The organism is Corynebacterium sp. TUM25020 (genome assembly GCF_056388495.1).
The window spans coordinates 13,119-39,226 of record NZ_JBWJFG010000007.1; the positions used below are offsets into that span (position 1 = coordinate 13,119).

Genomic DNA, 26,108 nt, shown 5'->3' on the forward strand with positions numbered 1-26,108 from the left:
CTATTAATAAGGGGTCACGGAAAATGTGCGAAAAGGGAAAAGATAAGTTATATTTTAGCTCTGACTAGTTGAAAGATGGACAGACGAGTACAAAAAGTGATGTCGGAACCAGATGTCCATCGCGATCGGTCGCAAAACCTGTAGGAGACTGAAACTGCAAGGTCGTTTTTCCCGTCCAAGGCAAACGGAAGCTCCGTCCAACAACTCCCTCTCTACCTTCCGGATTTGAATTCAGAACATCTGCTACCTCAAGACCTTCAGAATCTATCAAAAGATCGTGTGAAAGAAATGCATCTTTGAGGATTCGCCGTGTGGAAGTTACTTCTACTGATACGTGAAAAGTTTCGTCATCTATCAATTCTTTGATGCCAAGACTTATCGCACCGTCTGCTAAGCCCACTAGAGGAGTGGTCTGCCAGATGAGGTCGTTGCTCGCGTCTTGAGATCCAAAAAACTCCACGCCAGCTAGCTCTGGCTCAATGTCTAACTCTATTTTCAGCATTGATTGTCCTATTCGGTGAGTTTCACTCGGAAGAAGTCACCGTTCTGAATATTATTTTGCCTGTAGAAGCCACGTAGGCGACCACCCTGCTTGTTCTATGCCAGTGTAGAAACTTCGTTTACGGTGGCCCCTTTACCTCCTTGCATTGTTGATGCGTTTGGAAATTCATCGGGGCTTCCCTTAGTGTAATCCCATCCTCTGGTTGCTTCGGTTCTATTTTGGCGGATGATTGATTTGTCGGTCGTTCTTTGAAGTAGGGTCGGTTGGTCGTGTTGAATGGCCTCTTCTAGGGTACGCGCAACTTCTGGTTCTGCTGACTTGCTTGCTTCGAGGGCTGGTACCTCTAATTGGCCTTTTGGAAGTAGTGGTCCTTCTGTGTCAGGTGTTGGGAGTCCATGTCGTGGATGTCCACTGCTAGCAAGCCCGGGCACATCCATTCAGTGTGCTGCGTGGTCGACAAACCCTTATGCCGAGGCTAGTCGTGGGGCAAGTCCGAGTGGCTCTTGGGCGTTGTAGGCACCCAGGGTGGGACTGTAGTAGCGGAACCGGCTGTAAGCCCACCCGGATTCCACATCCTCATACTGGCCTGCAAACAAAAACGGGCTGGTACACTGACCAGCCCACGTGCGTTTGCCGTAGAGGGTTTGGGTGGTGGGTTCCTCCACGCTTCTGGTGGTGGTTGGGATCAGTGGTTGTGTTTAATTCCGTGAGGAATTGTTCGGTTGTGGTTTCTGCCGGATTTAATGGCATGGCGTTGTCGGCCTAGTAGGCGGAAAGTGACATTGTCTCATTCTCCAGATGTGCACAGCGTGCGGATCATAGATCTTTGGATCGTGGGTGCAGGCTTTGCTGTGGTCGGTAGGTACCGTCAGTTTCCACGTCACGGAATACAATAGCGCCGCAGTTGACAGTGGACTTTAGCCATTTGGCGAAGGAGACTGAGATGTATTGTTCCACGCCGATTTCTGTGGGGTCTTGAAACTCCGCGAGTCTGAAGATGTTGGATTCAGGTGACTGGCCTAGAAGGTTGAAAGCTCGAAATCCTGTGTACGTGCCGAACTGGGTTTGGATTGTGCATTCTGCAATATCGCCACCGTTTTCGCATAGTTTTGGGCGCAGGATTTTCGAGGTGGCTTCGTCGGCGAGAAGTAGTCCGTATGTTGTTGTAATGGGGAAGTGAGGGAGATCGGAGCCATCTTCCTCGATACGCTCTTCGATTGCGTGGAATGTTTTGTTTTCTAGAACGTCGCGCGTTTTTGCCCAGGTGAACTTAGCAGTGCTCGGTGCGTTTAGGGATTGGAATCTGGTTGTTGAGTAGTTCAATCCCATTTGGATTACTCGCATTAGTGACCCTTTCAGTGTCTATGAGAGGCGCGGCTTGTGGTGCCGCCCTGATGCTCCATTGATGTTTCTGGCTTCGAGGGTGTCTATGAGGTCTTCTTCTTCCGTGGAATCCCATAGGATTGGTTCTGTGTGCCCGATGAAAGATATGGCGTAGGCCGATTCGGGAATGGTGGCGAATCGTGAGGTGGCTAGCCATTGGAATTCTGGTGCGTTACGAAAGGTTTTGTTTCTTACTGCTTTGCGTAGGAATTCGATCTGATTGTCGAGAAGAGCTGGGCCGTCGAGTTGCAGGTAGCGGTTGAGTTGCTCGAAGTTTGAGGGGCTAATTTCGTCTAGCAAGAGGACTTGGTCATTATCGATCATTTCTAAAACGGCCGGGTCTGTCGACTTTTGGTAGCGCTCAACCTCATCAACGATGGGGGTTACATCAAGTTCCGAGGCTCCCAGATCACTGGCAATGGCGAAAAACTGTCGCGTTGCCGGATCCTCGAAACTAGCGGTCGCAAAAGGGGTAAGAAGTTCAATGATTCTGTCGAGCTGTTCTGGGGTTGAACGGCGAATGATTCTTCTGTGCCAACCAGGTCCAAGAGCTGGAGTGTCGGGGAGTTCTTGGTTGACGAGAGCCCACGCTTTTTCGGTGACGCCTTCAACCGGTAGAACAGGGTTTACAACTGTCATGACTGTCCTTTGGAGCGAGTTTGGGCGAAATGACAGAAAAAACGCATTGCCTGGCACGACGCCCAAGTGAACTAGGAGTTGCTAGGGAATGCCATTTCAATAAGGTCAAGGTCTGAGTAGTAGTTGGGGTTCATCCAAGTGATGTTGACTATTTCGTCATCTTCGATGAAGAACCTGGTCCAATGCTCGTAGAGAATGATTTCTTGGTCTTGAACCATTGAGAAAGGAATTGAAGCGTTTGTTAGCTCTTCGCAAAATTCCGGTGGGGACAGCTTCAGCGGGATGTCATAAAAGGAGTCGGGATTGACAACTTTCTGGATCCCAATTTCTGCGACCACGCCATCAAGTTCAGTGATTGTAGTTAGCCGGGCCGGATGTATGAACTCGGCTTGCCCAACGTGGTGCATACAGTTAACTTCTGGGGTGCTGTACCTCAGTTTTCTTTCAATAGAACTTTTGTTTGAGAGGTGTTCTAAAAGGGCGTGAACGTCCAGCGAAAAAGAGAATTGGGGTGGTGGACTTGATTCGAAACGCATTTTTGTCCTTTACGGGATTAGTTGATCGGGTTGCCAGTCAGGACGGGCTCTGTCAGCCATCCAAGCCTGCAATAGACCCTCATCATAGTTGTGGGAAATCGATTGAACGTCTTGTATTTGTTCGCTGAACAGTTCATTTCGCCTACCTTGCTTGATCATATCGATTTCATGATTTCGTTGCGCATTTGCGCCTGGGAAGCTTCGGTAGTTATTTGTTTTCGCATGATCTTCCGGGGACATGCGCACGCAGATTCCTTCTCTGTGTGCAGTGCTCGCTTTCACTCCTCCTGGTCGTGTCTCCTTGAGCGCGTGACTTGAAATCAAGTGGTGGCGTTCGTATTTGTTTCCTTCGAGGTCCTTCGCGGTGAGATCTTTGTAGCGTCCGCCATTGAGCCTTGGGCAGGCCTTGAGCCCGAACACGTCGACCCAGTGTGCTGCGTGGTCGACATACCCCTGGGCTGAGGCGAGGCGTGGGGTGAGTCCGAGTGGGGCTTGGGCGTTGTAGCCACCGAGGGTGGGGTTGTAGTAGCGGAAGCGGTTGTACGCCCAGCCTGATTCCGCATCCTCGTACTGACCGGCAAACAACAACGGGCTGGTGCACCGACCAGACCAGGTGTGAAGCGTCCTGGGTTTAGTTCCGCTTCATTTACGACCCTGTGTTGATGAGCTCGGTGAGATAGTACTCGGTTTCCACTTCCTGTGGGGTGGCGTAACCCAACGCCTCGTGAAGTCGCTTGGTGTTCCACCAATGCACCCACCGCAAGGTGGCTAGATCGACTTCCCCCACCGATATCCACGGGCCTTGGGCATGAATCAATTCTGTTTTGTAGAGACCATTAACCGTTTCGGCGAGAGCGTTGTCATAAGAATCACCGACCGTTCCCACACTTGGCCGAATTTCGGCTTGCGCCAAGGCCGTGGAATACTTCAACGACACGTACTAACTACCCCGGTCACTGTGGTGAATCAGCTGACTTCCATGAACCCGGCCGGCCGCCGTGAGAGCATGCTCCAACGCCTCCATCGGCAACGCATCGGTACGCATCGTAGAGCCAGTGGCAACACCAACGATTTTCCGGTTATAGACATCCACGACAAACGCGGTGTAGGCGAAGCCAGACAAAGTACGAACGTAGGTAATGTCGGCCACCCACAGCCGCCCAGGGGCCTGGGCACGAAAGTTGCGTTGCACCACATCGGGGCGACGATCCGGTACTTTCGCACTCATCGTTGTTACTGGATTACGCCCACGGCGCCGACCGCTGACACCGGCTAGTTTCATCAGGCGTGCGGTCTTATCACGGCCGATATGAAAGCCCTCACGGTTCATCGCGTGCCACATCTTGCGGAGGCCGTAGACCGAGAAGTTTTCCGCATGGACGCGCTGAATCTCTGGGATAAGCAGGCTATCGCTTAAAGCCCTGGCACTCGGGGCGCGTGTGGTGGCTTTACGGTAGCCGCGTGAGGTGATGAATCCACGATCTGCCTGTTTCAAAACACGGCAGATGGTCCCAGGCCCCAAACTGAACTTTGTATGCGTCGATGTAGGAGATTATCTGGTCGTGGGTCGGTCGAGTTCCGCTGCGAAAAAAAGTCGAGGCAGTCTTGAGGATTCCGTTTGCTCGTTTCAGCTCGCGGCTTTCCAGGCGTAGCCGTTTGAGCTCTTCTTCCAATGTTTCGCTATCCGGCGTTGTGCGGCCATCTCGTGTGGAGGCACTGTCGCGGTACCAGGCGCGTAACGTGTGGTGGGACACGCCAAGAAGCTCCCCGACTTCCTCGTACGCGCGTTGCCGTGAGCAGGACTCCAGACGGACCATCTCTAAGACTTGATGGACCGCCTTCTCCTTGAATTCGGCGGAATACTTTCTGGGCATAGTGCCAATCCTTCCTTAGCAAAGGTAGGAACTAAACCCAGGACGCTTCAAGTCGAGCGCCGCAGATCTCAACTAGCCCTATGAAGTCACGCATTCGGCATCGAGCAATCCCAAGACGTTTGTCATGTGCGTCGTGTGGAGTGGGGTTGCTAGTTGTCGAATTCAATTCCGTCGGCTTGCGCGTTCTTGATGGCTTCGGCGACGGCGTCGGAATTGGTGGCTAGTTTGGTGAGCCAGTGTCGGAGTTCGGTGATGATTTTTCTGTCGCCGGTGATGGTTGAGTTTTCTGCGGAGGCATCGATGGTGAGGTTGCCGTGGTGTTGTTGTGCCCAGTGACTTAATAGTCCTTCCCAGATGTAGCCGTTGGCGTCCATTCCGGTGGTAGTTATTGCTTGTTCGAGAGGGCTGTCAATGACAGAGTTGACGGTCATGCTGTGTTGACCGGCGAGCTGGCTGTTGGATTCGTCGAGTTCGATGGTGCGGGTGCGCAGGCCGGTGTCGGTGTTGGCGATGAGTGGTTGGTTGAAGGAGATGTCTTCTTCGGGGTAGCTCAGTTCCGTTGGGAGGGGAAGCCCTAGGTGGTAGCAACGGTACTGTTCAAGCCATAAATCTAGGTGGCCGACTGAGTATAGCGTCCACGGAACAGAAAGAAGTTTTCGCTCATTTGCATCGGCCGAACGTGTGGATACTGACTTGATCCACATCTTTAGGGTCCATTGTGCTTTGTCGATAGCGGCGTCCGGGGTGCCAGTAGGAATGGAACCCGTAAATTCGCGGGGGACGAACGCGCACAAGTCAGGTCGGTAAATGGGCGATGAGTCGCGCAGAATATTGGTTGTACGTTCATTCCAAGAAGACGCAGGGGTGAGATTGCCTAAGCGTACGAAGGGTCCGCCTTTGGTAAAGGCGCTCTTTAGAAGAGCAAAGGGAGGAATAATCCACTCGCTGTGTATGCCGGACGGTGTTTGAACACTGGGCAGGCCGAGCGCGGCGAGATTTTGCGAATTGTGAGGAACTGAAGTAAGCGATGCAGCTTGGTCGCGGTATTTACTTTTGTGGACCTGAACTTCGACAGCTCCGTGAGATGTTGGCATAGACAGGATGGTGTTGTCGGAAACACGGATGGCCTTCATCGACTCGTCGAATGTCATTAGGTAAGGCATTGATTGTCCTTTCGGTATTAGAAGAACGGGATCGTGATTGCGCCCTTTTTGATCATGCCGTTTGCCCAGGCTACAGCACCATTTTTTATATGGGCAGGTGGTGCGCTGCCGATTTCGTTTCGAGCGTTGGCTAGGTTGTTGAGCCCCTTTGAGTCGATTGCGGCCTGTTCGAAAGCGCGAGCTTGACGCCTTGTGAACGAGTCGGCGTCTGTGCTGAGCAAGTTTGTGTCGATATCAGCAATTTCCATCTCCGTAGAGAATTTTTTCCCATGCTCAATGGCTCGGCGCGCCGGATCATTGCTCATACCAATATATTGCATTTCGTTTCTGTTGGGAGTCTGGTATGAGTAGAGGTAAGAGTCTGTGTTTCTTCCATTGAGCCAGTTGGCTACGTCGGTGGCTTCGTCTGTGGATAGGCCGAGCTTTTGGAATTCAGGCATGGATTGAAGTTCTTTTACCGTGACTTGGTGGCATTGCAGTCCGAGATAGTCGACCCAGTGCGCTGCGTGGTCGACGTAGCCTTGTGCGGATGCTAGGCGTGGGGCAAGCCCGAGTGGGTCTTGGGCGTTGTAGGCGCCAAGGGTGGGGTTGTAGTAGCGGAAGCGGTTGTAGGCCCACCCTGATTCCGCATCCTCGTACTGACCGGCAAACAACAACGGGCTGGTGCACCGACCGGACCAATACGCTTGCCATAGAGGGTTTGGGTGGTGTGTCCCTCGACGACACCGGTGGTGGTGTTGATCAGTTCCTGTGGTGCTCCGGCTAGGTCGCACACCAGGGCGTAGAACGTCGCATCAACCCTAGCCTGGGACCAACCAGCGGCAGGGTTCACCGGTGCCACTGGTGGTTAGTGCGATCTGGCCGTGTGTCTCACCAGTGGCAGGATCAGTAGTCCACACGTAACCTTCACCCACCCGTGCCGGATCGGTGGTGGTAACAGCCGCTAGCTGGTTACCGGTGTGGGTGAACACGTCACGGTGGGTAACTTCTCCGGTGGTGGTGTTTGAAGTGTCCCAGGTTTTGTTCCGTTTGAGTAGATGGGAAAACCTGGAATATGCCAAGACAATTTGACCAGGATGCGAAGGAACGTGTGGTCCGTCTTGTCGAGGACAGCATCTTGGCGGAAAATATGTCGATGCAAGCCGCGTGCCAGGCAGTTGCTCCAAAGGTGGGGGCATGGCACACGGCTCGTCAATGGACCCAGCAGGCCCGTCGTGCGGGAAGCATCCCAGAACCTGTGCCTGAAGACTTGGCAGCGGAAAACGCGAAACTACGCCGTGAAAATCAAGAGCTTCGTGACACTAATGAGCTGCTAAAGGCTGCCTCAGCTTTTTGCGTCGGAAATCGACCCAAAACGTCGGAAATGATCCGGTTCGTCGATGAATACCGGAATCGTTTCTCTGTCGAGTTTATCTGTAAGACGTTGAAGAATAACCGAGCTGGTGGGTTCATCACCTCGCGTGGGTATCGCCAGTCCAAGGCCCGAACAAGCTGTGGGTGGCTGACATCACGTATGTGCGCACGAAGAAAGGCTTTGTGTATGCCGAGTTTGTCACCGATGTTTACTCCCGACGGATCGTTGGGTGGGCGTTATCAGATTCCATGCGCACCGAAGCGTTGCCGCTGCAAGCTCTCAATCAGGCGATCGTGTGTGCTGAAGAAACAACAGGTCTCATTCACCGTTCGGATTACGGCTCACAGTATGTCAGCGTTGTCTACAACGAGTGTCTTGCTCAGCATGGGATTGCCGCTTCCACCGGAAACTGTCGGGGATTCTTATGACAATGCTCTGGCTGAAAACGTTAATGGTTCCTACAAGAAGGAGCTGATCCATACTCGCAGGTGGAATGACGTTGTCGAGGTGGAAATCGAGTTTTGGGAGCAGCACCCGCCGCTAGCAAGAATAGAAATCACGGCAAATGCCTAGGAACAAAACTCGGAGCACTTCATCATGTGGTGCTGGTGGCGGATCGTCATCACGATCGGAAAGGTTGGTCGTATCAGCCTGGCCACCATCTGACGGAGTTGGCGCAGTCCAATAGGGTGACTGAAGTCAAGGTGGGGGCATCGGCGGAGGATTTGCCTCAGGACACGGTGGTTCTACCTAGCGCTGATGCGCATTCCACGAGCCGTTCAAGGATTGTTCCTTCTACAAATCCTGAGGATGTTTCGATGTACCACCGGCTATTGACAAGGGTCTTTGGCGGTTAAGGCTTTGTAGCTAGGGTGTTCAGTTTTTCGATAATAGACGTATCGTCTTCAAATACTCCCCAGCAGTAGACGTAGTTGAATAAATCGTTGGAATTGAGGGGGCTTGAATCCAAATAACTCGCCATCTCGGTTGCTATTCCCGCTAATTCAAGGCGATCTAGTAGCGCATCTGATTCATTAGTGAGCTCTTCAGAATTCGATTTGTGGTCTATACGGTCTCGTTCTTGAATCGCAACTTCACTGATGCCTTCCAAATTGTCACTATTGAACTTTTGCGTAAATTCCTGTGAATAGAGATCAGAATAGCGATCTACGAACGTTTTCGCATTCGAGTAAAGAAACGTTCGGACTTCAGTTTGTGTGCAAGTTTGAAGAATTTTTTCAATTAGGTGATCAAACTTGTGGTGTAGGTTATTGAATGTCATTTTTCTCCTTCTCTATTTGAACGGGGTCGGTGAAGACACAATCCTATCGACAGCATTCTCAGTGAAGACAGTCTCTTGGCAAGATTGACAAACAGGTCTCGAGGCAGCGATGCGTTGATTCTTTGAAGCTCCAATTCTATCTAGAGCCTGTTGCGCGTTTACCTCGGCATGCTGACGGACAGAACCTTCCACCGTAGCTGGAGTGAGATTTGCAAATTCTTGATTTTCTAATGCTTGCCGAACCTCAGGTCTGAAATATGGAGTGCCGTCAGCTCTAGTACGTTCGCTTGAAGCTACTACACTGTGCACTCGACCTGCACTGTCTTCGCCTTGTCTGATCGCGAGTGTGACTCTTCCCTGAGCGTTTGAAGACATCGTCTCGTGAAGTTGATTGACTTGATGTTGTAGCGGGTCATCTGAATTCTTGAGACCATGCGCCATTAACCCGAGGGCGTCTACCCAGAATGCTGCGTGGTCAACATACCCCTGTGCTGAGGCGAGTCGTGGGGCGAGTCCGAGTGGGTCTTGGGCGTTGTAGCCACCTAGGGTGGGGTTGTAGTAGCGGAAGCGGTTGTACGCCCACCCGGATTCAACATCCTCATACTGGCCCGCAAACAACAACGGGCTGGCGCATCGACCAGTCCACGAGCGTTTGCCGTACAGGGTTTGGGTGGTGTGTCCTTCGACGATACCGGTGGTGGTGTTGATCAGTTCCTGAGGCGCTCCGGCTAGGTCGCACACCAGGGCGTAGAACGTCGCATCAACCCGGGACTGGGACCAACCAGCCGCAGGGTTCACCGGAGTGTCGGTGGTGTCACCGGTGCCACTGGTTAGTGCGATCTGGCCGTGTGTGGCACCAGTGGCCGGGTCGGTAGTCCACACGTAGCCTTCACCCACCCGTGCCGGGGTGGTGGTGTCGACGGTGGTGGTGACGGCTGCGAGTTGGTTGCCGGTGTGGGTGAACACGTCACGGTGGATAACTTCTCCGGTGGTGGTGTTGATGGTGTCTTTGGCTACGCGTCGGCCGAGACCATCGTAGGTGTAGCGGTAGCCAACACCGGGAGCATCACTTGAGCTAAAGCCGATGGGTTGTTCACCGGTGGCGTAGAAGAAGTGATGGACGAGGAATGCCCACTAGCTTCTTTCTGTTTGACGCCTAGCGTGCCCGCAAGAAGCGCCGCTACACCCGGGACCACTCCTTTAAATGGGGTCTGCTTATGGAATTCTTTGTAGCAAATGCGCTAAAGTGAGAGTGGTGCGCATATTCTTGGCGGAATTCTAGCTATTACCCTAATAAGTTTGCATAGGTTGATTATAAAGGGTAGGTGATTATATGTAAAAATGTTGCAATCTGTCGAGCGGATACAATGCACCAAATAACATAGTTTTAAAACTCAATAGGGCTGTTGAACTCATTGGAAGCTGATGCAAAATTAGAGTCCATGCTTTGAGTATTGAAATTTTCGACAATAGTATCTTACCGACGCCAGTAGGTAAATGCCCATATTTAGGGATTAGCAAAGGCGTTTTCCTAAGTGGGGTGCCGAATAACTAATCTTCAGGCTAATGGAAAGCGTGCTATTTTATGTCAACGATTTCGCAGCCTAAGGGGTAACTTATCTAGAAGTTCTCAAGCCAATCTAGTACTGTCTCAGTCGCCAAGTCTATAGATTCTATTCTTTTAAGTTCCTCTTCGTTCGCTGACGCACTGAGGATCGCAAAGTAGCGCCCGTTCTTTATGAATTTAACTTGCAATCTCTCGCCATGTGGAGATTCATAGGCCAAAAAACTAGACAATCCCTCCGTCTTTGGGTTGGATAAATGCTCCAACCATTTCGGGACTGCGCGTTTGGAGGCAAAGTCCAGCACTCCAAAAAGAGCAGTGTTAGTCCGAATACTCTTTGACTCGTCTCCTTCAATAAGAGGAATGAAGAGGTCTTTGCATTCAATCACTAGTCCACTACCAGCCCCTGTCCTGCAAATAAATATACCATCGAGTCCAATATTTGAAGAATATACTCTAATGGTGTCGCTGGAGACAATAGCTACTTTGTTCTGGAAATGGTCTATAATTTCGCTTTTGGCTGCTGCCGATTTAGCACTCTTTGTGACGTCGCGAATATCGATTGATACCCAATCGTCATGAGTTTCTTGATTTGAGACCAAGTCAAAAAATTCACTCTTTTGAATGTCGTCAATCAATAGCTTTGTAACTTCAGAGCTTAGTGAATCGAGATGTTTTTGAACTTCTGCATTTGAGCTGGAGCCAAGGATTGAATTAGTGAAAGATCGAAATGCGTCCGTTTCAAATGTTTGGTCGTAAACTTGTGCGTACAGTTCTGCAACTATATCGAGTTCAATTGGACTATTCATTGTGATTCATTCCGTAAACGTCAAAATGATAGTTTTTGGTTACCTTTCCGTGAAGTGGATTCGTTGATTCTGGGGCCATAAGCCAGCCAGCGACGGAATCCACGACATTATCGGGCAATGAAGATTCATTATTCTTGGTAATATGATATGTTACCGCATTCTGCAGTTGTTCATTCGCTGCAAGCTGAGCGGCGAGCTCGATCAAAATTAATGTAACTGCATACGATGCAATTTCAACGGCTTCATCTGAAGTAAAGCCTTTTTCCAAATCCGCAATTTTTTTCTCTACTTGCGGCCAGACTACCTCCGGCACAGTTTGCTGGAGTTGTTTCAGATCTTCGTTCGTTATTTCCATTTTGCCTTCTAGATTAGACCTGGGTTCCAAGGTATATTGGTCGGGTTGGTCACTCCTTGGGCTTTAAGCTGATCAATTCCAAAGTCGACGTAGGCCTGCGCTGTTTCAGTGCTAAATCCCACAGCCTTATGCGCCTCGACCTCGATTTCTCTTACTTGGTCCCACGTGTAGACGTCTTTTTCTGGATTGAACGTGGACGCATATTCATTATACTTGCTCTGTTGAGCGGCTGTAATCTCACGATGAAGCAGGTTGCCAGTTGCTGGATTGTTTGAGTTCGAAAGCTCGCTTATTGGAATCGCCGGCGCATCTCTTTGGTGAGCAGCGCTATTGACTGTGTTATTGTAGTTTGCCTTAGCTGGAATATGGTGCCCACCTACAGGCGAGCTTCCATATCGCTTCATCGTTGTTCCTTGGACGGTCTGAGGTAGTCCCACCTTCTTACTTGCTTCAGAAATATGGCTAGATGCGCCCTGCAACCCGAGTACATCCACCCAGAATGCTGCGTGGTCGACATACCCCTGTGCCGATGCGAGTCGTGGAGCAAGCCCTAGTGGGTCTTGGGCGTTGTAGGCACCCAGGGTGGGGTTGTAGTAGCGGAACCGGTTGTACGCCCACCCGGATTCCACATCCTCGTACTGGCCTGCAAACAACAACGGGCTGGCGCATCGACCAGTCCACGAGCGTTTGCCGTACAGGGTTTGGGTGGTGTGTCCTTCGACGATACCGGTGGTGGTGTTGATCAGTTCCTGAGGCGCTCCGGCTAGGTCGCACACCAGGGCGTAGAACGTCGCATCAACCCGGGCCTGCGACCAACCAGCCGCAGGGTTCACCGGAGTGTCGGTGGTGTCACCGGTGCCACTGGTTAGTGCGATCTGGCCGTGTGTGGCACCAGTGGCCGGGTCAGTAGTCCACACGTAGCCTTCACCCACACATGCCGGGGTGGTGGTGTCGACGGTGGTGGTGACGGCTGCGAGTTGGTTGCCGGTGTGGGTGAACACGTCACGGTGGACAACTTCTCCGGTGGTGGTGTTGATGGTGTCTTTGGCGACACGTCGGCCGAGACCGTCGTAGACGTAGCGGTAACCGGTGGTTGGTTCATCGGAGGAGGTAAAGCCGATGGGTTGTTCACCGGTGGCGTAGAAGAAGCGATGAACCAACGGTTTCTTACCCAGACGTTTGGTTACCGTGCGGGTGATACGTCCTGCAGCGTCGTAGGTGTAGGTTGTCCGGCCGACTTTGACCGGCAGGGTGTTGTGGTAGTCGATGACCCCGTCAGCAGTAGAGGCCAGCACACCTGCCGGGGTGAAGGAGTAGTTTTCCTGGGCGGAAACCCCGGTGGCAGAGCCTGATTGTGCTGGAGTGCCTGCTCGTGCAGGGGTGTGTGTCGTGGTGTGCGGTGGGGTGGAGCCCCGGTCACTGGGGTTGGTGTGGGGTGTGCGGGTCGCACTGGTAGCACGGCCGATAGCATCGACGGTGAAACGCGTGGTGCCACGCAGTTGGTCGGTGATGGCGGTGAGGGTGGAGTCTGCTCGCCAGGTGAAGTCACGACCAGCAACAGGGGCTAGCCCGCCAGGTGTTGCCGAATCCAATAGGTTGGTGTGGTCACCGGTGATGCGCCCACGGGTGTCGATGTCAATGGTGCGTACCAGGTTGTCGATGGCGGTGGTGGCGCGGTGGCCGCGGGTGTTGGTGGTGTAGGTCAGCTCGGCAAGCAGGCGACCAGTGTCGGCGTCACCGGTAGGTAGGTGTAGGGCTGAACCGTCGGTGGTATTTGGGGTGGTGTGTTGGGTGATGGTGCTGGTGGTGATCTCACCGGCAGCATTGCGCCCGTAGCCGGTGGTGATGGTGCCAGCAACAGGTAAGGTGAGGTGTTCGCCGGTGACCATGCCCGTGGCGGAGAGCTCGATAGTGTGGCGGGTTTCTTCGCCACTGGCCAGGCGTGTGGTTTCAGCAATGGCTCGGCCGTAGGTATCGCGGGTGTAGGTGACGGTCGCAGCCGGGTTAGTGATGCTGGTCAGGCGACCGAAGGGATCGTAGTCAAACAGTGTGGTGCCGGAGGCATCCTCAACGCTGGTGGCAAGGCCTAGTTGGTTGTAGGTGGTGGTGGTTGTTCCCGCTGGGGTGGTGACTGCGGAGACGAGTCCGTCGGGGCTGGTGGTGTTGGTGGTGACGATGCCGTTGTAGTCGGTTTGTTGGGTGATGTTCCCGTCGAGGTTGTAGGTGTAGGTCCAGGTGTGGCCGTCGGCGTTGGTGATGGCCACGGGTTGCATTTGGGTGTTGTAGGTGATGGTGGTGGTCGCGCCGGTGGCGTCGGTGGTGGTGATGGGTTTGTCGAAGACGGTGTAGGTGGTTGTGGTGGTCGCACCGGTTTCGTTGGTGGTGGTCAGTTGGTTGCCTTCGCCGTCGTAGGTGGCGGCGAGGGTGGTGCCATCAGGGTGGGTGAGTGTGGTGGGCCAGCCTTCGGGGGTGTAGTCGATACGGGTGGTGTTGCCGTCGGGGTCGAGGGTGTCGGTGATAAGGCCTCGTACGTTGAGGGTGTGGCTGGTACGTCGGCCGGCGGGGTCGGTGATGGCGATGGTGCGGCCGGCGTTATCGCAGTCGATGTGGGTGGTGGCCCCATCGGGGTTGGTGATGCTGGCAGGGGTGATGCCGGAGACACGGTAGTCGTAGGTGTAGGTGGTGGTGGCTCCGTCGGCGGTGGTGATGGCGGTGGTCATGCCGAAGGTGTCGACTTGGTAGTCGGTGGTGTGTCCGTCGCGGTCGGTGATGCGTACGGGCATGCCCCAGGTGCCGGGTTCGATGGTTGTGGTGGTCCCGTCGGGGTAGGTGGTGTCGACGATGAGGTCGTTGTCGTCGTAGGTGTAGCAGGTGGTGGCACCAGCCGCGTTGGTAACGGTGGCTGGGAGGTGGTGGTCGGTGTAGGTGGTGTCTTGGATTGCGCCTTCGGGGGTGATGATGCGCCAGACGTCGCCGGAGGCGGTGGCGCGGTAGACGGTGGGGCGGATGTCGCCGAGGAGGTCGTCTGTCAGCCAGTCGGTGGGGATGGTCCAGTCGGTGGTGTCGCGGTTGGTGGTGCGGCCGCGGCCGGTGAGGCCTGCTTCGTTTAGTCCACCGTTGAGGAGGGCTTGGTAGAGGGGGAGGTTGTGGAGCCGGTCGAGGTAGGTTTCAACGACGCTGTCGTCGGTGTCTAGGGGGTCACCGGTGAAGTCGCCGGCGGTTTCGATGAGCACGCAGACGGTGCCACCAAGTGGCGCGTCGTCGCCGGTGTCGTCGCCCCAGTAGAGGATGTTGGGGAACATACCACCGGTGCCGACTTGGGCGGTGACGCGGCCGTGGTCATCGTAGCGGTAGTGATACGCAGCACCATTCCGGTCACGCCAACCAGCAGTACGGCCTTGCTCATCGTAGAAGTAGCTCAACACACCAGCATGGGAGTTCACCACGCGAATGAGTTGACCTGCAGCGTCGTACTCATAAGAGATCAGCCGCTGAGGTGCTTCGTCAGGGTGAGTCTGCTGGTTATCAACCCAAATGGAAGCCACACGATTCGTAGCGTGATCCCAGACCAAAGACAAATGAGTTCCATCGCTGCGCGTGATATCTCGCATCTGGCCAGTGGCCTGATCCCACGAGTACGTGATGGCCGCGCCCGTGTGATGGACCAATGCCGTGACACCAACGGTGAAGCCCAGACCAAGATCAGCGGCGAAAGAACCGGTGCGCAACCCCGCGCCAGCCGAGTGTCCACCAGCTGCAGGGGAGCGGTCCTCCACACCCGATGTAGTGACGTAGCTCCCGTCACCAGAAACAGAAAAAACGTAGGTGATTCCCTCCGCGACATTGCGCACGCGGTAAGCACCATCTGCAAACGAAAGCAGCCACGCGCGGCCGTCCGCGCGGACCTCGGATCCGTCCGTTGGGGCTGGAGGGAACGTCAAAAGTGCACCATCGGGGGAGACCATGAGGACTTCGTCATCCAAGATCTCAATATGTACATCCATGCGCGAGACCCACTTGGAGCCCAAAGCTCGTCCCAACTCGTGCGCAGAATTAGCGTTTCGGTCGATGATCAGCGGCAAGATGCCAGGGATGTTGATGTCTTGAGTGAAATCGACCATGTTGCCCGTCGCCATATCGACAGGCTCAGCAGCGAAGCAAATCTGGCCACCGCGGGTGATCTTTGAATAGGCAGACTTGGCGAACTTTTCGCCAGCCTCGCCTGCGACACGGCTGGCTCCATTCGCCATCTTCAGTGCAGCCGAGTTGGCACCGGACTTCGCCGCCGCCTTTACAGCGGACGCTGCCTTGCCCATGCCCTTTGTCGCGTTGGCGATCGTGGATCCAAGTTTTCCAGCCTTAGCGAATTTGGCGATGCCCGCAAACGGTAGCGATGTGACGACATCGAAAAGTACCTCACCCCACGACGCATTGCCCGTTGCAGCGAGCAAAGCCTTCAGCCCAATGCCAGCAATCAACAGGCCAGCGCCGATTGCCTGAAGGCCAGGAACAAGAAGCAAAACGGAACCGACAATCTGCATGATGTCAGAAATAGCGGCGAGAACGTCGGCATGGTCAGACACCCAATCCTTGGTCTTCTGCCATGCACGCTCCAGCCAGTTCGGATTATCGTCAAAGTCTGCCCTGGCCTGCGTTGCGATAATGCTTACCGCGGAATCAACTTCTCCGCCGAGAGTGGCTTTAATGGTATCGGACGATGAAATATGACCATCCCAGACAGCGCGTATGGTATCCAACTTGAGCCGTGCGGCTTCCATCGCAGTGTGAGCGGCATTTGCCTCTGTCTCAGCTGATGCCGCAGCTGCTGCTGTGGCAGCGCCAACACCAGGAACCATTGCGGTGCCCACTGCCGTAGCGGCTGCAGCAGTTGCCGTTACGCGAGCACGCGCGGCATTGGCCTCAGCAGCATTAAACGCCACAACTGCCGCCTGGTGCTCAGCGTGAGTACCCATTGCCGTGCCAGCCAGCGTGCCCATCTCAGTTTGGGCAGTCTGCAATGCACTTTCATAAAGACCGATGGCTCGCCCAACACCAGAATGTGACTCGCCGGTGACATCCAGGTGGCTAGGGAAGTCTGCATTTAGCAGTTCCTTGAAACGGTCGCCTTCAGAGCCTTCGAACCCGCCATCATTGATAGTCCGCATGGCAGATGCGGCAAGCGACGCTTGGGAGCCAAAATGGGTATACCGGCGCGCGGACTCGCCGACTGCGACAACGTTTCCACCAATGTGGAAGTTTTTAACGGCGTACGTAGCAAAAGGAAGCAGCGGCAGTGCAGGCATGACGGGCTAAAATCCTCTGGTCTTAATCAGGTCTAAAGAAAAGGGGAAATAGAAAGATGAGGCTAGAAGGTCTAGCCCTCTTAGGAACCAGCGATGGCTTGGGAAGCGCGACCACGAGTTTCAGCGACAGACTGGGTGTTTTCGTCCAGCGCGCCGCGAATCTGGCCCAGAATTTCCTTCAGGTTATGTGCAGCGGAAGACCACTTACCGTGAACCTGGGAGTATTCCTCCTGCTCGGAGCCTTCCCAACTGGAAGCAAGCTTGCGAATATCAGAATCCATCTCCGACAGGGTGGACTCGATCTGGTTCATCACGCCATTGAGATCGCCAGACGTGGACTCGGCATCGGAATTGTTGTATGCATACACAGCCATAGTGGACGTTAACCTTTCTACGAATGAAGATGTGGTGACAGTGGTTGGTTAGAGAATGTTGCCCTGCTGGAAATTCATGCCGGCGAATTTTTGCTGCAGCGCGTTGGTCTGCTCTTCCTCACCCGACTGGTAGGACTTGCCAGCTTCATCAACGCGACCTGTCAGCTCTTCCAAAGCCTGCTTAACTTGATCCATGTTGTCCGACCATGCCTGAGTCATATTGTCCCAAGCGCCAACAGAGGATCCTTTCCAGGATCCCTTCAACGGCTCCAAAGCCTCCAAGAACTTAGAAGACTGATCCATTAGGTTCTGGTGGTTGGTCTGCAGAGAAGATACGTGACCAGAAACGGCACTGTGTTCAACGGAAAGGTGTTCGCTACCCATGATTACTCCTTGCGCGAGTCCGACAACTCGGGCTCGTCAATAGTGGTGAAAAACTTGTACAGGTTGGTGCGCAGTCAGTTCGGTGCTGGAATAACAAACGCGAGAGAAGATTTCCGACCTTCACCCGCATGCACCCCGCGCGTGACATTAGCTAACTGAGCTAACTGGTTTCATCAAGCACTTTGGAAATTCCTTCGCGAAGCTGTGTATTGCCATCTTTCATGTTTTGTAAGGCATCTTGAACGTCCGCGAGGACGTCCTTCAAATTGCTGGCGCCTTCTTTCCACTTGGTGATGATCTCGTAGTACGCATCGGCCTCAGTAGCCTCCCAACCGCCACGAAGATCTTCAATCGAGTTGTCGATGTCTTCCAAGGTATTCGCGATTTCGCCCATCACCGTATTGATATCGCCCTTTGTGGAATCTGCCGCCGAATCGCGGAACGCATAAAACGTAGCGCCAGACATGTGCTATTCCTTTCCCTTGAGCTTGGCGGCAAACTGGTTGAAACCATTTGCAGATTCGTCATCGTATTGCTGAGTGACGTCGGCGATCTTTCCCGACACATCGCCCAACTTCCCGACGTTTTCTAGAAGGCGCTTGCGTGGGCCATCCCACTCGCCGAAGTATTCGGCCACTGCCTGCTGGATCTTGTGGCCGTGGACGGTGTCCACACCGGACAGAAGGTCGGCACCGGTCTTATCGCCTTCTAGATCGGCCTTCATTCCGGCGAGATTGTTTGCAATATCACGCAGAGATTGCAAAGGGACTTGAATGAAATCGGACATGCCTTACTCCTGTTCCTGCAAAGCTTCCTGGCTACCAGCGAAGAAATTCGAATCGAGTAGATCCAGACCTTCAAACGTTTCACCCAACGTCTCTGGATGTGCCTGAACACTGTTGGCCACACGCTTTACGATGTTGCCCAGCAATTCACCAGTCTCCTCATCTGGAGCCGTTCCAGAAATGACCAGCGTCCAGGTGGTGGAGGGAATGGGAAGAAACGCCTGGTGGTTAAATGTCTTGCGCCGCTGAGATATTGGACCTGTCTGAGTGGTGTTGGATGAATACAGATAGGCCGTTCCCTTAGGGGTTGTGCACTGTTGTGTGGTCGCGTCCTTCGTAGAAAATGCCTGCTCCACGGTGCGCAGGCTAGCAAACTCAGGGGAGCTGTCGTACCACCGCAAGAGCAGTGTGGCCGAAGTTGCCTCCCCATCCTCCGACAGGCCAGGGAGGATGAGCGTTAGTAGAATGTTTCCATCGCGGGCAGCCTTAACCAGCTGCTCGAGCTGCTGAAGCACCAGCTTTTGTTCGGCTCGCTTCAAGCGATGGCCAGGAATGTAATTCTCCGCGATCTGGGACAAACGGTGTGGTGAAGCCTCTGGATGGGTGTCAATACGAACCCAGTTGGTGGGTAGGGAGGCTTGCCAAAGGAACCGTGGACGTGGGGCGTCCGGGTGGAACCGCACAGGCGAGGTGACCGAATTGGCCATAAAGCCTTCTCCTCTTTAATTCACTCAATCGCACCGTCAATCTTGAATACCTCTTCGAGGATGCCAGCTGAGCCCCCAGATTGCATTGCAAACTTCAATTAAAGGGGAAGGCGGAGCCCCTTATTAGAGAATCCTGAGCACTAGGAAATCTGCAGGTGTGGTGACACAGTTTGGGTATGTTTAGATAATATTTTGTACTAACCGCCGGACGAAATCTTATTTGAAAATTAGGTTTATATAAGGTGCAGTTCGCTTTAGGTTTACCTATGGTGCCCTCTAATTGGGGGAGCAGAAACCAAGTTGGACCAACTCCACACGGCCCGAGCCACGCACCCACTGTGCGCGGCCAGCCGGGAGCTGCTGCAGATAGACCTTTGGCCATACAGCACCTTCTTGCTTCTCGCCGCTGAGCAGCAAACCATTTGCACCGTTGTCCCGGATGCCTTGTGCAAAAGTGTCATACGTGGCTCTCGACACACCAGCCGCGCGGCGTGCAATCCACACGTGAAGACCAATATCTGTGCCATGGGAGAGGAAGGGCACCAGTGGCCGGAGCGGGTTATTGGTTCCCTCGAACTGCTCGAAGTCATCCACCACAATGTAGATTTCGGGGCCTTGCCACCACGACCGATTGCGCAATTGTTCCTGCGTTACATCCGCAGGGGGCAAACGCCTCTCCAGCTCCTTAGCGATACCTTTTGCCAATAACTCCGCCGCGGATTTTGTGCCCGCGTACTCACCCAGGAACTCCTCAGGACACTCGCCAAGCAAGGTGCGGCGGGCGTCGAAAATACCAAACATCACCTGGCCCGGTTGCTTGCCACGAATTGCCTCCGACATCAACGCGCGAAGCGCCGTAGTCTTGCCTGACGCATGCTCACCCACAATGAACAAATGACGCTGAGCGCCATCCAAATCGAAGCGCACCGGCTGCAACGTTGATTCCGCCAACGCCACCACAGCAGGCTGACCGCCGCTGGCCTCAATCAACTCCTGCAGCATTACCTTCTCCGGCAACATGCGTACCGCAGGCGCATTCTTAAATGGGCTTGCTTGAGCAATCGCGGAAATCAACGCCTGCATGGACTGCTCCCGAACCACATCTGGCTGGTTCAGCACAGGGCTTGCCACATGGGAGAACAGCTTGTCCGCCGACAAAATGCGACCCGTCGGCTGACCCGCCAACTGTTCTTGTGGCTTCTTCCCGATTGAAGAATCCAGAGGATCATTCAGGCGATGTTCCAGCTTTGTGCCAATTACAGCCTGCAGTTGCAGTCGGAAATCTGCCCAGCGTCCCGTTGCAAACACCACGTGTACGCCATAGCCCAGGCCACGGGCAGCCAAGTTCTGAGCCTGCTCTGCCAGATCCTCAAAGTCATGACGAAGAGTGGCCCAGCCATCGATAATGAGGAAGACATCCGCGCTGGGCAGCTCCGGAAGACGACCCGCCGCGTGTGCAACCCGCAAATCTTCCACGCTGGACAAGCGATGCTCAGCGAAAATACGCTCGCGATCGGCGAGGAACTGCAGCATCTCAGAAAACATGCGGCGCAGCTTATCCTCATCAAAACGAGTTGCCACATCACCAACATGAGGAAGCTCTGCAAACGCGGTGAACGCCGAACCATTCAGGTCCGCGATGTACATGGACACTTCCGCAGGAGTGTGCGTCAGAGCCGTGGCCAGAACCAGAGACTTCACCGTTGTCGTCTTGCCAGATTGCGGAGCACCCATGATAGCGACATTGCCCTGCGAACCCGCCAAATCGACAACAAGCGGGCCCTGCCACTGCTCCAAAGGCTTATCCTTTAGCCCCAGAGGAATCTGCAGTTGACCGGTGCGCTGAGCACGCATGCCGCGGTCAGATGTGAGCTCTACCTGGCCCAACGCCGAGCCAAGATCGATCCTGTCAGGAACCGGAGGAAGCCAAATCTGACGGGTAGGTTCCGCAGCGGGGATCAAGCGGGACACAACCAGCTCCAACGTCGTAGTCGGCTCTACCGTCGGTTGGATATCCGCCGACCTCTTGGCATTCGTAGCCAGCGAGAGCTGGTGAGCCTCAACACGCTGCTGCAGCCAGCTTTCCGTCGTATTCTCTAGCTCCAGAGGCATCGGAACAGGTGGAAGCTCGCGCTCCTCCTGGGATGCGGAGGACGTGTACGGTCCCGACACATAAGCGGCCTTAAAGCGGTCAAAGATATCCGGATCCACCTTCAAATAACCCGAACCGGGAATTGGGGGAAGCTCGTGGGCTGCCGTGGAACCAATGGCCGTGCGAGATTCGGACGCGGAAAACGTACGCAGGCCAATACGGTAGGACAAGTAAGACTCCAAGCCGCGCAGGCGGCCTTCCTCCAAACGCTGAGAAGCCAAGAGAAGGTGCACGCCAATGGAACGGCCGATGCGCCCGATCTGCACAAACAATTCGATAAACTCCGGCTTGGCTGCCAGAAGCTCACCAAACTCATCGATCACCACAAACAGGACAGGCAGAGGATCCATAGAGGTTGAGCCATCCTGGTCGATCTGCTTTTGTCGAATGGCGTTGTACTCCGCAACATTGGCCAAGTTGCCAGCCTTTTGTAGAACATGCTGGCGACGCTGAATCTCGCCCAAAATTGAATCATGCAGGCGATCCACCAAGCCAGCCTCGTCCGCCAAGTTATCCACCACCGCAGCCGTGTGAGGGAGTGGCTCCAAGCCGGCAAAGGTCGCGCCACCCTTAAAGTCCACCAGAACCAGCGACAGCTGATCGGGATGATGGTTGATGACCTGAGCCAAAACGATGGTGCGCAACACCTCAGACTTACCCGAACCGGTCGCACCCACACATAGGCCGTGCGGACCCATTCCGGATCTCGCCGATTCCTTAATATCTAGGTAGATCGGTTGCGCTTCGGCGTCGATTCCGAAAGGCACCTTCAAGAACTCATCCGCGCCGCCCGGACTCCATTGGTGGGCAATGTCGTAGGTAGCAAAGTCATCAATGCCTAGCATCGCATCCAAGCCGATGGTCTGTTCAAGCGGAGCGTCGGGCGTGGCATCCTCCACCAAGCGTAGAGGTGAAAGCGAACGCGCCACGGATTCCGCTAAGGCAGGGGAGACCTGATCCAACCGGCCACGGAAGCCTCCATACAGCATGCGCTCTACAAAGCCATCCTCGCCAGGTTTGGGCTCGCGCACCTCACCACGGTCGATCAGCTGAACCTGGAATTCGCGGGAATCCTCAATGGATACACGGACGTCCACGTGGCTCGGCTCATCCTGCTGACGCAGAGACGTGGCCAGCACAGCAATACGGGCCTTCTCCAGGCTCAACACCTGAGACAACTGGCCCTCCAGCCAGCGCCCATGCTCGGAGTCCATGTTCAGCACCACCACAATGAAAGGCTCCTCCAGAGACCTCATTTGGTACCGGGCGCGCTCCTTCAACTCGTCATTGCGGCGCTCCACCTCCTGAAGCAACGATTGGGCGGAAGTTTCATCGTGGCTCACCTGGCGCTTACCCAGAGGGCCATCAAACTCGTCCTCACTCAAGACGTGAGGAAGCCACAGCGCCCAATCTGCCGTATCCGCATGATCAGCCAACGGCAATGCAAAGTGGAAACGCACATCGTCAGGAGCATGAAACACCGCCGCCTGGGTGACAATCGTGCGGAGGGCCTCCGTTGTCAGCTGTGGAGATCCCACCAAACTGACCACACCACGGGCGGGAATGGCGATGGGAGTATTCTCCACGGTTTGAGTGCGCTTCAGCATGCGTTCGGCGTGCGCTTGGGAGATCGGCTCCGGAATGGCCAACGGATCCGTGGCCTCCTTCACCTTGATGCCGCACGCCAGTTGGCACGTTCCTGATCCGATGCGGGTGACCAAAACATCTTCGTCACCACGACGCCGCTCCCACAGACGGAAGGGATTTCGAATGGCATCCTGCAGCGCGCCTGGCTCGGGGCTGCGCATTGCTGCGACTTTTTGTTGCTCAGTTGCCTTGTCTTTTGCCTTCGCCTCCATTTCCTTCAGGTGCTCCAAGAAACGAACGCGGGCTGTTTCGGCCTCCTTGCGCTTGCCCGTGCGCGAACGCGCGAACATCACCAGCGCGCTGACAATCACCATCACGAACATCACCGAGCCAATGGCCATGCGGATAGGGTTGCCGGACGACATCATCATGAGCACCATGCCCATGCCACCAATAACTGGTAGCAGGAACGTAACCGCATTCGCCGCCGCGCCATTGGAACGGATCGTTGGAATCTGAGCCAACTCCAACGGCCCTTGTGGCATTATGGCTCGATTCGCGCGGGCCGGACGGTGAATAATTTTGGTGGACATTACTTCAGCAAAAACTCTCTACGCACGTATCGGGGATCAACAGGACAATCGGCCACTAGGCGCATACAAGGGCACCCAGCCACGTGCCACACGACAATCCATGTAATCATTACTACTATGTCTGCGATGTTTGTGAGATTAAGTGTGTTTTGGCAAGACCATCAACTGGATGTCAGCCTCCCAGCACACAGGCCCGTTATCGACTACCTCGATGACGTGGTGGAACTGTTCCGGGGACGAGTAGCAGATTCCAAATTTACCGCAGACGTGGAAGCTACCGCGCACCTGTGGGTATTGTCCTCCCCAGAAACGGGGATTATCAACGCTGAACGCTCTCTCGAAGACTATGAGGTGCTGGACGGGCACAAGCTTTACCTGTCGCAGCGAGCTGAAGCCGCCCACGCACCATTTGTCGATGACATCATGGCCGAAATGCGCAGCACCATTGGAGCCTCCCAGTTTGCGTGGTCTGGAACCACCCGCACGGATGGACTGCTGGCAACTATGTTGGCCACTATTACGTTGGTTGGCTTCGTCGCACTCAAGGGTGTGTGGGGTAGTAGTCTCGCAGGGCTTGGCTTTGGGCATAGCTCGTCAGCCGGCGGACACGTTGTGGAGGCGTGGAACTCAGGTCGAATCACAAGCGTCGTGACCGCTACTATCCTGACCCTCCTGGCAATCGGGATTGCCCTGTGGAAGCCCCGTCCGTGGGCACAGAAGTTGGCGTGGGCCCTGCCTATCTTCGGGTTCATTGTCTCCGCAGCCGTGTTACGCCCCGTGGAAAGTGCGCCAGGGCTAGCCTGGACGATCAGTATCACTGCGCTCTGTACAGCCATCGCAGCTTGGATCGCGCTGAGTAGGCAAGCGACAGCTACAGCGGTTGCAGCCGGAATCGTCGCCATTGCTGCGGCGGTCTTCGGCCTGGCAACCTTCCTTGGAGCAAGTCCTTTTGCGCTGGGTGCGTGGACAGCCTGGCTGCCTATTGCGATGCTACTGACCACGTCGACTCTTGCCATCAGTAGCACCGGGCTTGCCGCGATGCTGCGTCGCAGTGACGCAGGTGAATCCATTAGCCGCGAATCCATTCGCGCTGCCGCCCTGCGCACTGAAGCAATTAGTCGCGGTATTAGCTGGGCCGCAACAATCATGGGCGCCCTCATTGTTCTTGTTCTCAACTCAAGCAGCTACTGGCAACAGGGGCTCATTGCAGCCCTGCTGGCGATCATCTTGATCCTGCGTACGAATGGCTTTTCGGATGCTCGCATCATTAGCCCTCTGCTCATCGCCGGAATCATCGGCCTCGCCATGAGCGCTGGCAGCTTCGTGCATTGGCTCTCAGGTGACCAAACGCAGACTGGCAAGGACTCCACTGATGAGTTTGGTGTGAATGCGTGGGTCTTCAACGGTGCTACTGATAGTTGGCAACCATGGGCTGCAGCCGCCCTGGTCACCGTCATCTCGCTGATTGTTCTAGCCTTTATCGCAAATCGTCAGCCGGACGAACTAGCCGAGGCTCGCATGGCCAAAGTCATCACATTCATTGACGTGGTGGCGTCCCTTGCTTTCATCCCAATCGTCCTGATCGGGCAAGGTGTGCTGACCTACTACTGGGCGGTCAGTTAGGCGTCGTTCTACAGTTAGGCGTCGTTCTACTAGGACTCTGGCGATAGATAAAAGAAAGCTCGTGGCGCGAGGAACGCACCACGAGCTCTTTTAGAACCAGCGTATTCTACCGAGAGTTATCTAACTGGCAGCTGTCCAGCCAGTTCGGTCCACCCAACTTACGGTGGCTAGATTTTGGCTAGATTCTCTCGATCTTGCCCACTGCGTGCAGAGTCTTCAACTTGGAAGCCTTGCGCAGCTGCAGATCCCACTCGCTGGGGCGCGGGTAGGCCTTGTCGCCCGCAGCCTCGGCGAAGAATGCCACGGTGGTCGGCAGCGTAACGGGCTTGGCGAATTCCACGCTGAAACGTGCGGCGGACGGCAGCACACCCTCCAAGCCACGCAGCATCGTGGCGGCGGACCACATTCCGTGCGCGATGACGGCCGGGAAGCCGAACGCCTTCGCACCAATGCCGGAGACGTGGATCGGATTCTTGTCACCCGAAGCCTGCGCGTACTCCTGAATATCCGCCGGGGTCACGCGGTACTTCGCGGTAGGAGTTGCGTTGTACTCGTCGAACTCAGCCGGCTCCAGAATACGGCCGTCGGTCGGCTGCTGATCCTTGTAAGGGGAGGAGCTAGACAGCTTCGCACCCTTGGATAGGAAGCCACTAGTCTGCTTCCATACGTCCTCGCCGTTTACGGAGACAACGGTGACAACATCCAGCAACACGCCCTTGGTGTGCGGGCGCAGGTTCTCCGCGTGTACGCGGATATCCAGTACGTCATCCACGGTCAGGTCGCGGGTTTGCTCGATGCGGTTGGTCAGGTGCACCAGCCCCACGGCGTTGACGGGGGAGTCCTTGGCCGTCAGGATCTTCATGACGATAGGGAAGCTCAGCACGTACGGGTACGTCAGCGGCAGCTCGTTGCGCAGACGCAGACCCGTTGCCGCGTTGTAGGCCGCTAGTTCGGGCACGTTGATCTTGACGCCCTCAACCTTGAACGCAGTCGTTGGGTTCTCCTTGGCGCTGCGGGAGCTACCCACACCCGGAACAACATCCTTGACTGCATTGCGGTATTCCTCCATCAGAACCGGGATGGAGTCCAGCTTCTTGTAGTCAACCACTAGTCGTGGCTCCTTTCTCTACAGCTCGCTC

23 protein-coding genes and 2 pseudogenes are annotated in these 26,108 nt (G+C 54.8%); 2 read left to right on the forward strand and 23 right to left on the reverse strand.

What is annotated here, in order from left to right:
* Positions 1-64 precede the first annotated feature (64 nt).
* From AC05K6_RS08200 to AC05K6_RS08250, 11 genes and pseudogenes are all read right to left on the reverse strand, one after another.
* Positions 65-502 (reverse strand): hypothetical protein, encoded by a 438-nt coding sequence (locus AC05K6_RS08200; protein ID WP_296213185.1) that lies wholly within the window; start codon positions 500-502, stop codon positions 65-67.
* A 95-nt stretch (positions 503-597) separates the two neighbouring features.
* Positions 598-939 (reverse strand): NucA/NucB deoxyribonuclease domain-containing protein, encoded by a 342-nt coding sequence (locus AC05K6_RS08205; protein WP_476728279.1) that lies wholly within the window; start codon positions 937-939, stop codon positions 598-600.
* Positions 940-966: 27 nt separating this feature from the next.
* A complete protein-coding gene (locus AC05K6_RS08210) occupies positions 967-1,167 on the reverse strand; it encodes an RHS repeat-associated core domain-containing protein (protein ID WP_476728280.1) in 201 nt (66 codons plus the stop codon).
* Positions 1,168-1,318: 151 nt separating this feature from the next.
* Positions 1,319-1,846: a hypothetical protein gene (locus tag AC05K6_RS08215; protein ID WP_476728281.1), complete on the reverse strand. Its 528-nt coding sequence runs from the start codon at positions 1,844-1,846 to the stop codon at positions 1,319-1,321.
* An 18-nt stretch (positions 1,847-1,864) separates the two neighbouring features.
* The gene (locus tag AC05K6_RS08220; RefSeq protein WP_476728282.1) at positions 1,865-2,524 is read right to left on the reverse strand and encodes a hypothetical protein; all 660 of its coding nucleotides are present in this window, start codon (positions 2,522-2,524) and stop codon (positions 1,865-1,867) included.
* A 71-nt stretch (positions 2,525-2,595) separates the two neighbouring features.
* Complete coding sequence (locus AC05K6_RS08225) at positions 2,596-3,060, reverse strand: hypothetical protein (protein ID WP_476728283.1); 465 nt, start codon at positions 3,058-3,060, stop codon at positions 2,596-2,598.
* 9 nt (positions 3,061-3,069) lie between these two features.
* On the reverse strand, positions 3,070-3,648 hold the full coding sequence (locus AC05K6_RS08230) for an RHS repeat domain-containing protein (protein ID WP_476728284.1): 579 nt from the start codon (positions 3,646-3,648) through the stop codon (positions 3,070-3,072).
* A gap of 58 nt (positions 3,649-3,706) precedes the next feature.
* Positions 3,707-4,934 (reverse strand): annotated as a pseudogene (locus AC05K6_RS08235) (IS3 family transposase).
* 149 nt (positions 4,935-5,083) lie between these two features.
* Entirely contained in the window at positions 5,084-6,085 is a 1,002-nt protein-coding gene (locus tag AC05K6_RS08240) for a hypothetical protein (RefSeq protein ID WP_434829858.1), read from the reverse strand.
* 29 nt (positions 6,086-6,114) lie between these two features.
* The gene (locus AC05K6_RS08245; RefSeq protein ID WP_476728285.1) at positions 6,115-6,870 is read right to left on the reverse strand and encodes an RHS repeat-associated core domain-containing protein; all 756 of its coding nucleotides are present in this window, start codon (positions 6,868-6,870) and stop codon (positions 6,115-6,117) included.
* A 27-nt stretch (positions 6,871-6,897) separates the two neighbouring features.
* The gene (locus tag AC05K6_RS08250; RefSeq protein ID WP_476728286.1) at positions 6,898-7,068 is read right to left on the reverse strand and encodes a hypothetical protein; all 171 of its coding nucleotides are present in this window, start codon (positions 7,066-7,068) and stop codon (positions 6,898-6,900) included.
* Positions 7,069-7,573: 505 nt separating this feature from the next.
* Here AC05K6_RS08250 and AC05K6_RS08255 point away from each other — a divergent pair.
* Positions 7,574-7,967 (forward strand): annotated as a pseudogene (locus AC05K6_RS08255) (transposase); the annotation flags it as partial.
* A 337-nt stretch (positions 7,968-8,304) separates the two neighbouring features.
* Here the strand turns inward: AC05K6_RS08255 and AC05K6_RS08260 are convergent.
* The 11 genes from AC05K6_RS08260 to eccCa all read right to left on the reverse strand — a co-directional run bounded on the left by AC05K6_RS08260 (position 8,305) and on the right by eccCa (position 23,346).
* Complete coding sequence (locus AC05K6_RS08260) at positions 8,305-8,733, reverse strand: hypothetical protein (protein ID WP_476728287.1); 429 nt, start codon at positions 8,731-8,733, stop codon at positions 8,305-8,307.
* Between the two features lie 12 nt (positions 8,734-8,745).
* Positions 8,746-9,699 carry an RHS repeat-associated core domain-containing protein gene (locus AC05K6_RS08265; RefSeq protein WP_476728288.1) on the reverse strand — a complete coding sequence of 318 codons (954 nt, stop codon included), beginning with the start codon at positions 9,697-9,699 and terminating at the stop codon, positions 8,746-8,748.
* Between the two features lie 654 nt (positions 9,700-10,353).
* Positions 10,354-11,106: a hypothetical protein gene (locus tag AC05K6_RS08270; RefSeq protein ID WP_476728289.1), complete on the reverse strand. Its 753-nt coding sequence runs from the start codon at positions 11,104-11,106 to the stop codon at positions 10,354-10,356.
* Positions 11,099-11,461, reverse strand: coding sequence for a hypothetical protein (locus tag AC05K6_RS08275; protein WP_476728290.1), 363 nt, complete (start codon positions 11,459-11,461; stop codon positions 11,099-11,101). Before AC05K6_RS08275 ends, AC05K6_RS08270 begins: the two co-directional genes overlap by 8 nt.
* Before the next feature lie 8 nt (positions 11,462-11,469).
* Positions 11,470-16,764 carry a DUF6531 domain-containing protein gene (locus tag AC05K6_RS08280; RefSeq protein WP_476728291.1) on the reverse strand — a complete coding sequence of 1,765 codons (5,295 nt, stop codon included), beginning with the start codon at positions 16,762-16,764 and terminating at the stop codon, positions 11,470-11,472.
* An 80-nt stretch (positions 16,765-16,844) separates the two neighbouring features.
* Positions 16,845-17,138 carry a WXG100 family type VII secretion target gene (locus tag AC05K6_RS08285; protein WP_034966005.1) on the reverse strand — a complete coding sequence of 98 codons (294 nt, stop codon included), beginning with the start codon at positions 17,136-17,138 and terminating at the stop codon, positions 16,845-16,847.
* A 48-nt stretch (positions 17,139-17,186) separates the two neighbouring features.
* Positions 17,187-17,522 (reverse strand): WXG100 family type VII secretion target, encoded by a 336-nt coding sequence (locus AC05K6_RS08290; protein WP_434817235.1) that lies wholly within the window; start codon positions 17,520-17,522, stop codon positions 17,187-17,189.
* 160 nt (positions 17,523-17,682) lie between these two features.
* Positions 17,683-17,988: a WXG100 family type VII secretion target gene (locus tag AC05K6_RS08295; RefSeq protein ID WP_473963952.1), complete on the reverse strand. Its 306-nt coding sequence runs from the start codon at positions 17,986-17,988 to the stop codon at positions 17,683-17,685.
* Positions 17,989-17,991: 3 nt separating this feature from the next.
* Positions 17,992-18,309, reverse strand: coding sequence for a hypothetical protein (locus AC05K6_RS08300; protein ID WP_448308356.1), 318 nt, complete (start codon positions 18,307-18,309; stop codon positions 17,992-17,994).
* A gap of 3 nt (positions 18,310-18,312) precedes the next feature.
* The gene (locus AC05K6_RS08305; RefSeq protein WP_473963951.1) at positions 18,313-19,014 is read right to left on the reverse strand and encodes a hypothetical protein; all 702 of its coding nucleotides are present in this window, start codon (positions 19,012-19,014) and stop codon (positions 18,313-18,315) included.
* Between the two features lie 276 nt (positions 19,015-19,290).
* Positions 19,291-23,346 carry a type VII secretion protein EccCa gene (gene eccCa / locus AC05K6_RS08310; RefSeq protein ID WP_476728292.1) on the reverse strand — a complete coding sequence of 1,352 codons (4,056 nt, stop codon included), beginning with the start codon at positions 23,344-23,346 and terminating at the stop codon, positions 19,291-19,293.
* 117 nt (positions 23,347-23,463) lie between these two features.
* Here eccCa and AC05K6_RS08315 point away from each other — a divergent pair, with 117 nt between their 5' ends.
* Positions 23,464-24,969, forward strand: a complete 1,506-nt coding sequence (locus AC05K6_RS08315; RefSeq protein WP_476728293.1) for an EsaB/YukD family protein — start codon at positions 23,464-23,466, stop codon at positions 24,967-24,969.
* A gap of 178 nt (positions 24,970-25,147) precedes the next feature.
* Here the strand turns inward: AC05K6_RS08315 and AC05K6_RS08320 are convergent, their stop codons facing one another.
* Positions 25,148-26,077 (reverse strand): MaoC family dehydratase, encoded by a 930-nt coding sequence (locus AC05K6_RS08320; protein ID WP_473963948.1) that lies wholly within the window; start codon positions 26,075-26,077, stop codon positions 25,148-25,150.
* Positions 26,078-26,108: the final 31 nt, after the last annotated feature.

Bases quoted from the DNA above. Each gene is read 5' to 3' on its own strand.
- AC05K6_RS08290 (WP_434817235.1), bottom strand. From the start codon at position 17,522: ATGGGTAGCGAACACCTTTCCGTTGAACACAGTGCCGTTTCTGGTCAC.
- AC05K6_RS08220 (WP_476728282.1), bottom strand. From the start codon at position 2,524: ATGACAGTTGTAAACCCTGTTCTACCGGTTGAAGGCGTCACCGAAAAA.
- AC05K6_RS08215 (WP_476728281.1), bottom strand. From the start codon at position 1,846: ATGCGAGTAATCCAAATGGGATTGAACTACTCAACAACCAGATTCCAA.
- AC05K6_RS08225 (WP_476728283.1), bottom strand. From the start codon at position 3,060: ATGCGTTTCGAATCAAGTCCACCACCCCAATTCTCTTTTTCGCTGGAC.
- AC05K6_RS08285 (WP_034966005.1), bottom strand. From the start codon at position 17,138: ATGGCTGTGTATGCATACAACAATTCCGATGCCGAGTCCACGTCTGGC.
- AC05K6_RS08305 (WP_473963951.1), bottom strand. From the start codon at position 19,014: ATGGCCAATTCGGTCACCTCGCCTGTGCGGTTCCACCCGGACGCCCCA.
- AC05K6_RS08200 (WP_296213185.1), bottom strand. From the start codon at position 502: ATGCTGAAAATAGAGTTAGACATTGAGCCAGAGCTAGCTGGCGTGGAG.
- AC05K6_RS08205 (WP_476728279.1), bottom strand. From the start codon at position 939: ATGGATGTGCCCGGGCTTGCTAGCAGTGGACATCCACGACATGGACTC.
- eccCa (WP_476728292.1), bottom strand. From the start codon at position 23,346: ATGTCCACCAAAATTATTCACCGTCCGGCCCGCGCGAATCGAGCCATA.
- AC05K6_RS08315 (WP_476728293.1), top strand. From the start codon at position 23,464: ATGTCTGCGATGTTTGTGAGATTAAGTGTGTTTTGGCAAGACCATCAA.
- AC05K6_RS08270 (WP_476728289.1), bottom strand. From the start codon at position 11,106: ATGAATAGTCCAATTGAACTCGATATAGTTGCAGAACTGTACGCACAA.
- AC05K6_RS08275 (WP_476728290.1), bottom strand. From the start codon at position 11,461: ATGGAAATAACGAACGAAGATCTGAAACAACTCCAGCAAACTGTGCCG.
- AC05K6_RS08280 (WP_476728291.1), bottom strand. From the start codon at position 16,764: ATGCCTGCACTGCCGCTGCTTCCTTTTGCTACGTACGCCGTTAAAAAC.
- AC05K6_RS08240 (WP_434829858.1), bottom strand. From the start codon at position 6,085: ATGACATTCGACGAGTCGATGAAGGCCATCCGTGTTTCCGACAACACC.
- AC05K6_RS08300 (WP_448308356.1), bottom strand. From the start codon at position 18,309: ATGTCCGATTTCATTCAAGTCCCTTTGCAATCTCTGCGTGATATTGCA.
- AC05K6_RS08295 (WP_473963952.1), bottom strand. From the start codon at position 17,988: ATGTCTGGCGCTACGTTTTATGCGTTCCGCGATTCGGCGGCAGATTCC.
- AC05K6_RS08260 (WP_476728287.1), bottom strand. From the start codon at position 8,733: ATGACATTCAATAACCTACACCACAAGTTTGATCACCTAATTGAAAAA.